Here is a 10,990-nt window from a genome sequence, read left to right as displayed (position 1 = left end):
TGGAATAAGCTGATTCTCGCAGAAAGGCTGTGCCATATCTCGCGCGTCCAGTCAAGAAGCCGAAGCGTCACAGGAGAACAGGGCGATGTCACGCGAGTGGATCTTGGAAACCATCTCCTGCTCGTATGGTCGGGCTGAGTCTTGTGTCAGAGATACATTTCGTTGTCGGCCAGGAGTCGTACAATACATCTGAGTTCGTGCCACCGCGGGTAACGGAGGCAGGCGTAGCTCGAAGCCGCATTGGCCCAGACAATACGCGAGGGGTCGGTGGTAGTTGCCCGTGGCGTCAATTCAATCACCATCGGCCTGACGCCTTACAGCTGCCGATCGTGATTGATTCGCTCAGGACCATCTCTTAAAGGTGGTCTCAAATTGCAGAGGCGCGGGCCGTAATGAAATGCGCGATCTTTCGCATTATAAGAATAGCGGCCTACCGTAGGCTCTCAGATTTGAGCGTGAGCAATTTCACAGATGACAAGTCACTGACCGCCTATTCCATGCAATTTTGAGGGATGCTTCGGTTCTTACTCAAACAGACCTTTCCCAATAAATACGAAGAAGCGCGTATCCTATGATCACGTCAGATCGACTCGGCTCCTCGCGGGGAGCATCGCTACAACCACGACGGCTTCTCGCTGGCCTTGCAGAATCTGACACCCGCAGAGACATTGGCGACGTTCACCTTGCTGGCGGTACCATCATCACCATCCATACGATGCCAGCGCACGGGGCCTGCTGGGTGACAGGTCATGACAATCTAGAGCCTCGCTTTAGTAGAGGTCCCACGGGCATCCCGATCACCCCCCAACCTGACAGCGGAGCGTCGCGCCGGGTTTCACGCTGAAGCCCCGGCCAAATGCCATCTGCTTCTGTGCTTTGAATACGACGTTCGTGCCGACCGGAATGTGGATATCCTCCCCGGCTTTGATGGACTCGGCATTGTAGATCGTGTCAGCCTGGATTCTGTCTTGGGTGATGGTCAACATTCGGTCTCTCGGCATAAGTATGAGTGTATACAGTGCATTTGTCTCGGTGCGCGCGAACAGGGTTCCATCCGGCGCGAAGAGCAGCTCCAGCTGTTTCGGCAATCCGTCCAATTTGCGACTGACGAAGCGGAGACAGTTTTTCGTGAATCCCTTTAGGTCCCCGTTACTCCAGAAATACACGTTGTCATCGCCGTCCAGTACGAGGTTTGAAGTTGCGTCAAGACCGCTCTCCGTTGACACGCAGCTTTTTTTATCCGTCCCATCATCGGTGCCGTTCAGCTGAGCATAGACATGCAGCTTTCCTGATTGCACGGCGACGACGTTTCCATCTCTGTTGACGATGGGCTGAGAGACGAGACCGTTTCTCCACCAGACCACCTCGTTCCCCGAATACGCGAGCAAGTAGCCGCTTTGTGCTGTGGAAGCGCCGTAAAAGACGTAATCCTGTTCTGGTCCCTTTGTGACAACAGGGCGAGTATAGCTGGTAAAGCCAAGGTCCAGATTTTCTGTGGAGGTTTTTCCTGCTTGTGTGACGTCAATAATAGGCAGCCCAGAGACCGTCGCATTCCCAGTTGCCGTTTCCAGGCGCACAAGTTGAGTTGCGGTTCCACGTTTGGCCAACATATAGGCGTAGCGGCCAGCGTCGGGACTCAGGACGACTCGACTGGCGTCCGGCATGTCCGTCTTGGCCCCAGGGTAGCGCCACATTTCCTGCAGATCAGGATTGAAACCGAACAGCGCTCCGGGCGGCATGGCGTATAGACTGCCGTCCTCACCGAGTATGGGACGCAGCGCAGGTTTAAAATTCGCAATGGGAACATTCCGTATCTCTGCGCCTGCTTGCTTGAGATCGTATAACACCACGCGGTCTTCGCCGATGGAATACAGACGTCCGGCCGGAGAAACCATGGCGTGCGACCCCGGCCGGATGGATAGGGCTTTGGGTTCCCAAAGGTTGCCGCCCCCCAATCTCAGTGCATAGAGCTTCGTCTCTTGAGAAGACGGTTGCGCGAAGAGGTACATGGTCCCGTCATAAAAAACCGGATTGGAAATAATGGCTGCCATCGTGTTCATAAACGGTTTGCTGGCGGCATCATTGGTCCGCCAGAACTTCCACCGCGTGCTGGTGGTGTCAAGTTCTCGCGCGCGGTCTTGCAACTCTTGGGGCGGTTGGTATTCAACGATCAGACGAGGTTTTGACGAGGAAATGCCCTCGTACTTGGACATCGAGGCGTACTCCCAATTGCTCAGCCGACTCTTTGACGAGAAGGTCAAGGTCACGGGTTTCCCTGTCTTTAGCGCCTCTTGCACCAAGGCTCGTAAGAGTTCGGTTGAGGCTTGAAAGACTGATTCGCCGCTGGTCGCCGTCCATGAGGCAACCGGATTGGTCGAGCCTTGGGGGACAATCGTCACTATCTGTGGGTTGTCTTTTCTGACAGACTTTCCGGCCAACTGGACGGTCACTCTTTTAACAATCGCAGTCGTAGGGAGAAGATTGAGGTCAAAGCTCAGAGTCGCCTCACTCGTCGACTTAATCGGATCGCTTTCGTCTGCCGAAATCTTGTATGTGCCGGAGCCTGCAGCTGTGGGGAACAGCACCGTGACGATTTCACCTTCTGCGTGCACGATGGTGACAGAGAAAAGCGCTACTAGTAGGACCCCGAGTCCAAGCATGAGGGTTCGCAAGTAGTTCATTCTGGTCCTTTCATCTTCTGTCCAATGTTAGGGAACGTGCAGGTATAAGCTGGGCACAACGTCCTCTTTTTTTCTACGGGTGCGATAATCCAGCGAGCGCAAGAAAATGAGACCCTTGTATTGGACGGCCGCTAAACTGAATGTATTTCCCCCCTGGTCATCCCAGCCGGTCGGCACCTCATCGCTGTTCCACACATTTTGCCCTTCCTGCAAAATAAACTTTTTCTGTTTGACGGTCGTGCCGCTGCGAAAAGAGCCAAAGAGAGTCAACTTTTCCTTGATGACCATCAAGGCGGCGGCGATCGGTTTTCCTGCCGGGTTGTTGTTCTCCCTCGGGGTCGTCGCGTATTGGACCCAGGTCTTCCCGTCTTCAGAAGACCACATATCGTCCAGAGGATCGCTAAATGGTTCAGTGAGGCCGCCGTAGAGCCATAGTTTGTCACGGTCACCGCGACGGGTTGCTGTGGCCGCAAACATGCAGCGAGGCCTCCAGCGAGGCGTCACAGTTTCATTGCCTAGTTTTTCCCAGCTGAGTTGCTCTCCGGTGAGTGTTGCGGCCCACACGTCGTTCACCGACGTTCCGGTTTCGTCGTTGCCCCCAAGCACCAACAGTCGCTTGTTGAAGATGACGCAAGCCTGTCCCATCCGTCGCGTCCATGGGGCATCATCGTGTTGTCGCCACTCCCCCGTCTTCTCATCATAACTCCAGACGTGATTGTTCCGAAGCTTAGGGTCAGCCGCGCCTCCACCAATGAGCCAGAGTGCGTTCTGCCAGTACACGGCGGGACTGGTGAGCATTCCGTCAGGGACGTGTTCATGTTTAAGCTGCCACGTCGCATACGGATACGTGGACGAGTACAGGCGTCCTTTTCCCTCCTTGACGAATATGCCGTAGAGTTCCTGATCATTCATGTTGCAGAGAACCGCTGGATATCCGTAGTCAAAAGAAACCGTATGCCAGCCTGAACTCAGCACGGGCACGGAGAGTGCGACTCTTTTCGTCTTCTCTCCGTCAATGATTTCGAGCTCATAGGTGGTCGTGGGCGCCCATGGTCGCTCTTTGTCATAGACGTAGGGCTTTCCGCTGATGCACCCTGCACTTCCCGAATGGAACTCTTCCAACTTGGCCCTGTTAAAGCCGTACAGTGCGGCTCGCTGTGCTTTGACGGTATTCCATGTCAACCTGAAGTGTTTTTTGTCTGCATCGGTGATGAGATAAGGAGGGTCTGCCGTGAAGTAGAGGATCGAGAACTGTTCGGCTTTCTTTTCCACAGAGAGTATCTGTTTGTATTCCGCATAGCCGGAGATCTTCGCGCTGATCGTAATCTTGGCTTGGCCAGGATCAACCTTGCTCTCAAACTTCGAGAGGGTGAGCTGCTGACACTCGTTCGCCTGAAACGCAGACTTCGGGAGCCTAAAACTCCACGTGGCCTGCCCCTGCGTAGTCGTCAAGGGGTTGAGTTGCCAGAGTTTTGGGTACTCAATCTTAAGTTTGACGCTGTCCTCCAGTGTCGCTAAATTGTCCGGCCCGTTGCCGGTAGAGATGGAAAGAGTCAGTTCTCCCTTCGTACCCGGTCCGGAAAAGGTAATCGGTTGAGCCGTTGTGTTCGTGATGCGTAGGACAATGGTATTCGTGCCGGCGTAGCCTGGCCCCAGGTCGACCTTGGCGTCAACGACTGTACAGGTGAGCGGCAGCGATGGGAGCGGCGTCGCTTGGTCAGCCATGAATGATTCCTTTCGAAAGGCGGATGCTGAGGCGTCGTTCCGCCCGGCTATTATCTTTGTTGAACAATAGTAAGGTGAACGTCGTGTCGGCTTGTATGTGCACGCCATACTGACCAGGAAGAGGCTGGCTTTCCCATACCTTGAGCGGCTCGTCTTCACGCGTGCCGGCCAGTAGTACCAAACGATCACCGCCCTGCAGTGCCCACGCCAAGGTGACGTTCGTATTCGGCGCAACGTCCTGCAGCCCTTCCTTCACCCAGAAACCAAGGATCGATACCGGATTCATCTTCAGCTTGAGCCAGCCCTCGGAAATCTCCTGCGGTCTTGGGGAAAAGCCCCCTCGATCAGTAGCGGCCGTCATCGTGTCGGTTTCTTTCCACATGGTGACCTGTGGGCGATAGGCCCAGGACCATTTACCAAAATCATCTGATGGGGTCGGCATGGTGACGTCGCCTCCAGGGCTCAGCAGCGGCGCCACCTGAAAGAAGGCCTCCTGCGCGGACTTGGCGGCAGAACGCACCTGTGAGGGTAATTCGATGACGCGCTTGGGCAGGACTCCGGTAGAGACATGGACCATGGCTCGCGGGTCCATGAGCACTGTCAATCTGACGGGAGTTTCACAATCCAGAACCGGGTGACTGTGTTTGTATTCAATGGTCCCAGCGATGGGTAGCCCTGGCAGCATCGGCGCGCCCGCAGCAGCATACAAAGGGGCCGAGATCTGTGAGGCTGTATCGTGAACGAAGAAGCCGATGACGCCGTCTCGAGTCTCTGTGGCATCGCCGAGGCTCATGGGGAATGTGATTGTGGTGAAGCCATGAGAGTCGTAGGTTCCAATCTTCTCCAGGCGTTGGTCGGTAGCGGGTAGACCGTCCAGTTCCAATTGAACAGACGCTTTGGCCAATGCTAAAGGTCGTCCCAGGAGAACGGAAAGCAGCGGATCGTGCTCCGGTTCCCCAGGATCGGTCTTGGCCATGGCGTCGTCGAGGAGATTCCAGAACGCGGCGCCGTTGTCAGCACCGAGGCCTGCTAGCCATTGCACCACGAACTTGAGCTCAGGATTGTGAATGGTTTCCGGTCGATGTGAGGTTCCCGGCATGGGGACCCAGAAAAAGGCTTTCTCGTGTTGCGCCGCAGGTGTCCCTGTGGCGCGGAGTATTTTCTGGAGCACGCCGAGCGGAGTGCCGCTTGCATCGTAGAAGAGTAAATTGGCGTCGAGATGATTCGGGATGATCCATCCACAGATCGGGCTATTTGCCGGGAGCGTCTCGGGTGGATTCTCAGCGGGAATCCAATCAACGCGCAATCGTGCAGGCTGAGAGAACCGCGGACTCAACTGGATAAGCGGTTCCATGGGGGCGCCGGACGGGGTCAGGCTTGCCGTGCGCAGCAGTTGAGTGAGGGGTACGTTGACCCGTTGACCAAACGCGTCGATGATTCCGATTTGCAGTAGGTGTAGATGTCCCGCTCGTATCGGAAAGAAGGGTGTATTCGGGGCTGGCAACGAGAAGTTCTGGAGACCGGCAAGTAGAGCCGCAATGGGGTCTAAGGGGCTTGCCGGCGGGATTGCCGTCACGGCCGGACTTGGAGCATCCTCAGAGGGGAAAATTTCGGGATTGATCGGTTGTGGCCGCAAGATCTGGTCGCGCATGAGGAACGCATCGTGTAATCCCCTGAGGGGTTGCGCGAGAATATGCATCTGGCCTACTAGCGCGAGAATTGTTTCGAATTCTTTCTTCTGTGTGTTTCCGCTGTACTGCTTGAGTCGTTCTTCCAGTATCGACGCGGTATTCGGCGAGACCATGCTGTAGCCTTGGTAGATCTGTGGCGAATACGCTGTCTGACCATCCCCGTTCCAACGGAACTCGTCTGTCTCCCTGACAAACTCCCACTTCTCCAAGACGTCCTCCACGCGTTGATACGAAGGGCGCCAGGAGACCTGCCACTCAAGAAAAAGCGGCAACCAGGGGTTCCCATCCCAATCTCGCAAGGCCAACAAGGCCGGAGCTGATCCGTTTAGACACGTGACGGGCTGATCGGGAGGCTTGCCGGTCAACGAAAGGGGCGTTCGTTGCCATTGCCGGACCTGTGCAAGCAGCTTCTCCTTGCCGAGACGAGTCTGGAGACCTGCGTTGCGACCTGCGTTGCGATAGGCCTGGTCGGCAATGGCCTCGGCGTGAGTCGGGTCGAGCAGTAACGCTTCGTGCAAAAGACGCTGGATGCCTTGAGGGATGGCTAATGGCTCCGCAAAGAGGCCAGGGTCTCGCATTTTCAGAACTTGCTCCGCGCTCACGTTGACACCCTTCTGACCATTGGGAATATTCACGAGGAGCGTGGTGGCTTCCTGGCCAGCCACGCGGCAGAGAAGTGTCTCCTGCGCTCCGCCACGTTGACCGCCTCTTTGCGCATTGGAGGGAGACAATCCCGGAGCCGAGACCAGGAGCGTGGGATCGTTCGGGCGCCACCATGGTGAAGTGAGGGTTTTGCCAAGTTCGAGATCAGGAAACTGTTGAAAGAGGAGGGTAGCAAGTGCCTCATACTGCCGATCCAGCGTGGTGTGTTTGTCCGTAAGAGCTTGCGCTGTGGCCTGCGTGTGACTCTTTTCCCGCTCCAGGATCGGTGTCAAGGCAACAGGCTCTGCGTGATCTTCTCGATATTGATGAGCCCATTTATTCCACGTGGCTTGGAGCTCCCACCGCATCGATTCCAATTCACGTTCTTGACGATCACAGTCCCGCTGCAGCGCATTCAAGGAGGTCAGCGCCTGTTCCAACGCCTGGGGGAGTGTGGCGTCGGTGGCAGGCGCGGGTGGATCCTGTGCGGCTCCGTTCTTTTGGATAGAAAACTGCGTGCCCCCGGCGGAAGAGGCAAAGCGGGATTGTTGCAACCGCGCCTCCATTGCCTTGTAGTTGGTCGTCGTCGGTAATGCGTCGTCGATGAACGCTGAGAGGAGAGGTTCTAACGATGGCTTGTCCAGTTTCTTGGCCAGCAGCGCCGCCAGCGCCTCGGACGAGGTGTTGCCGATAGCCACCGTGCAATCGTCTTTGGTAAGCCCAGGTCGCTTGGCCTTGTACGCTTCTCCGTTTCCGCCTGTTCGTTTCCATTGGATATCATAGATCGCCCCATGGCAAAGCGTTCGCGTCGGATACGACTCGCCCTTTGGCGGCGGCGAACATGCCCAACCCAACTCTTCAAGGTCATAACCCTGGAGAATGTCTTTCGCTGGATTTGAGTACCACCCCACCACCAGGTAGCTGAGCGCCGTATTGGGCGTTACGCCATCGAGCGCATCGTGGAACCCGAACACGCTTTTGCAGGATGAATAGGAGGCAGTAAAGGCAGGGTCGCCGTATCCCAGCGCTGTCAGTTCCACCCGGTCGGCCGGCTCTTGTCCCTCGTACCAGCCGGGGTAATCAAAATGTTTGCCAATATAGTCAAAGAGAGGCAGGGCACCGAACAGGGGAACCGTAATAGCTCCCGAAACTGCCGTTTCGCCATCAGTGCGATAGCGATAGTCGCTTTCCACGACCCAGGCTTTCAGCGAGATCTCCTTCGCATTGGGTTCGCGCCAGATCCGCTGGACGAGCCAGCGGTTGGGAAGTGCTGGAAATTGTGGCGCACCGCCCGCTTCGTGTTCTAGAACGTTGGCGAGTTGCTGCCCGATCCGGATCACTGTCTTAGCGATCTGCTTCCGGGCCTTCTTGTCGGGGGCCATGGCAAGCTGCTCGATCGCCGTCGTTTGTTCCGCGCCGAGTGTGGCGCCTCCCACGAGCGTCGTGAGGCGGCGGCCCAGGGCAAGCAATCGTTGGATGAGACGTGTTCGCTCCGTGTCATCCATGGCCGTGGCGGATCGATCGGCGAGGACACGCTGAGCCCTCGCCATGCTTCTCGCTTGGACGAGGCGATTGCCTCCGCGCCGCATGGCATCCGGCAAGGTCCAATGGAGGTGCACGCCCGGGTCATGCGGACATGTCCTGGGATTGAACAGCGTGGGCGTGAGTTGAGAGCCGAGAATGTCGCCTTGATACAAGCGGGAAAAATCAACGGTCAGGTCGCTCCACTCGCCTAGGTCTGCGTTCTCTACGACAAGCGCCTCGAGCCCGATAGGGACCAGCAGAGAATGTGAGGTTGTTGCACCGGCGCTCATCCCTGCTTCTCCTTAGGTGCCTCGAAGAGGGCTCGGCCTGGACTCTCCACCATCTGTACGGCAAACTCTGCCGATGTAAACGTGCCATCGAGAGCCTGTACGTTACGGAGAGACCCTTCTATCTGGTTGGCGAGCGCCCCGACATGCACGACGCGCGAGCTGCCTTGGCGCATCGGAATGGTGATGTCGAATGTTCTTCCAATTTGATCTCCTATCTGTTCGGCGGGACTGATTGTTCGGAGGTGGATCTTCTTGTAGACAGTGTTGCCCTGAGATTCAGCGCCAAAATGGAGCCCTTCCGGTGGCTGTGTGATTGCGATCTCAGTCACCTTGCCGTTGAAGAGGCACAACAGAATGTCCGGACTTAACCGGTCGATCCGCAAAGTCTGCAGCGGGTCCAGGCGGTTTCCTTCCCCATCTACACCGGCAGCTTGTATCTCAAGCCCTTGCCAGCCTTCTGCCAGGCTCGATCGCAAGAGAAATCCAGTCAGCGGCCAATGGAGTGGCTTGGGTGTACGGTCTTGGTCTTTTGGGTCTTTCTCTTTTGTGATCAGGGACTGTCGGACTTCCGTCGCATGCTCGCCTGCCAGGTCGAGAAATTTATTGCGCAGCCGCTGGTCGAACACCTCGTCCAGTGAACTGCTTTTTCCAATGCTGCTCGCGCCTTCGAGCAGACATTTCACCCAACCGGGATCCAGATAGAAAAAACGGATCGACTCCGGCGGCAGCATTCCTTCGTCGGGAACCAGATAGTTGAACGGCACCCCATACAACAGCAGCAGCCGGCCCAGCCATTCTCCGATCGGTGCCGGCATCGACCAGGCTGTTCCGGTGAGCACGATCTCAATGTTCTTCAGAATGTCTTTTTGATAGGCGTCGTCCATGGTCATCTATTCCTGCGTAAGCCCACGAGCGTATTCGTCGCGCTCATCAGTACGGTGCTACTTCAACTCGTTCGTGAGTTTTCCCATCTCCTGCGCAAGGTATTCACTCATCTCGTTCCCTGGTACCTCATACTGTTGGCGCTGTGCGGCCTCCTCCATCTTCGCGTGCACCCGTTGGCGTTCGTGATGCCGGGTTCTGTAGATTGTTTGTGCGAAGAGCGGGCTTTGTAACGCGAGGAGACGCCCCAGTTGCCAGGCAGCGGCATAACTCACATCCAGGAGCCCGGTGTCGTAGTGATAGCGAAGTGCCGCATCAGGGCAGGGCAGGGAGCGATACACATCGAGCTTACGGTAGAAAAGTGGAACCAGGGGACCCCGGTACCAGGAGACCGTCGTCTCACCATTGCGGATGCGATGGGTAAGTGCTGTGTAGCCAAGGCTGTACGCGTGTTTGACATCGTCAGAACCCTCTGCAGCCACCGTGTTCATGGGGGGCGGCAACTGCAAAAGCCCAGTGTCGAGTTGACTGATGAGGGTCTTGAACGTGGTTTGCCCTTGGGAACTAAAACTCCAGTGTGCCAACACCGCGAGACGCACCGTCTTTTCGCGGATGATTCCCGCTTCACCATGGAGATAGGTGTGAAGCCCTTCCAGCGAGACCAACACGGCCAGGTTCCTGCCCCCGTCGCGCCCTTTTGCGGTTTCTGGAAAACGATTGGCGAGCACGACGGAAAAGCATCCCTCGGTGTGCAGCGAGGCGGTTTCTTTCTTATCGGTCTGTACCTGCCGCACATGCGCGAGATAGGGAAGGTCCGCTTTTGCGGGCACGATACTCGTGAACAATGACGTTGGAAGATCGATGGTGTTGCACAGATCATCGACCGATTCGTACTCTTTGAGTTCCGTAGTGTTCAGGTCTGGTCCTTTGATGCCATGGCCTGGACGTAACAGTTCCTGTACTTTTCTGATGTCCATTTTGGGCAGCTCGGAATTGGGGAAGTCCGAAGGGCTCAGCACGAGTAAGGCCAACCAGGGGCAGGGATTTTTCTCGTCAGGGGCGCTGCCATCCAGGGTGCGTTCCCATGGAAGCGTGCGCCGGACTAAGACGATATGGGGAAGTGTGTTGCCATACGCACCGGCCTGATTCGCTGGAGGATAGACCGAGTACACATCCGCAGGATTGAGCGTAAAGCGCGGCCCTGCGACCGAAAAGTCGAGTCCGGTGCGAAAAGGCTCGGGGCGCGCTTCTCGGATGGTGTGTTCAACGTCGATGCGGTACTCTCCCGGCACCAGGGGAGGCAGGCATGCTTGAAAGAATTGAATGAGGCCGCGTTCGAGGTCTGCCATCGTTCGATACCGCCGTGATTCCCAGATCTGTCACCGCCGTCTAGCGGTTCTGTGGCCCCTTCATTGCCTCGCCGAGACAGGCCATCTCGGGCATGGCTTGTAATATCCGTCCCGCGTTGACGGCAAAATTCTCCAGCATCACCGTCCCGCGGTCGTCGGTTTTTCCCAGAGCCTGGAGGATTGTGCGTCGTTTCTCGGAGACCGTG

Annotated in this window: 6 protein-coding genes; all 6 read right to left on the bottom strand. The window is 56.5% G+C overall.

Features of this window, described 5'->3' with window-relative positions:
- Positions 1-797 precede the first annotated feature (797 nt).
- Entirely contained in the window at positions 798-2,681 is a 1,884-nt protein-coding gene (locus JNL86_17675; GenBank protein ID MBL8044741.1) for a hypothetical protein, read from the bottom strand.
- 27 nt (positions 2,682-2,708) lie between these two features.
- Entirely contained in the window at positions 2,709-4,406 is a 1,698-nt protein-coding gene (locus JNL86_17670; GenBank protein MBL8044740.1) for a hypothetical protein, read from the bottom strand.
- Positions 4,399-8,553 (bottom strand): hypothetical protein, encoded by a 4,155-nt coding sequence (locus tag JNL86_17665; GenBank protein MBL8044739.1) that lies wholly within the window; start codon positions 8,551-8,553, stop codon positions 4,399-4,401. The genes JNL86_17670 and JNL86_17665 overlap by 8 nt, the downstream gene beginning before the upstream one ends.
- A complete protein-coding gene (locus JNL86_17660) occupies positions 8,550-9,443 on the bottom strand; it encodes a hypothetical protein (GenBank protein MBL8044738.1) in 894 nt (297 codons plus the stop codon). Before JNL86_17660 ends, JNL86_17665 begins: the two co-directional genes overlap by 4 nt.
- A 51-nt stretch (positions 9,444-9,494) precedes the next feature.
- Positions 9,495-10,784, bottom strand: a complete 1,290-nt coding sequence (locus tag JNL86_17655) for a hypothetical protein (GenBank protein MBL8044737.1) — start codon at positions 10,782-10,784, stop codon at positions 9,495-9,497.
- 40 nt (positions 10,785-10,824) lie between these two features.
- A partial coding sequence (locus JNL86_17650) for a hypothetical protein (GenBank protein MBL8044736.1) occupies positions 10,825-10,990 on the bottom strand: 166 nt, incomplete at its 5' end.

The organism is Nitrospira sp. (assembly GCA_016788885.1).
In the GTDB taxonomy this organism is placed as follows: domain Bacteria; phylum Nitrospirota; class Nitrospiria; order Nitrospirales; family Nitrospiraceae; genus Nitrospira_A.
Note: the sequence above shows the minus strand (reverse complement) of the source record. Positions and strands in the feature narration are given on the sequence as shown.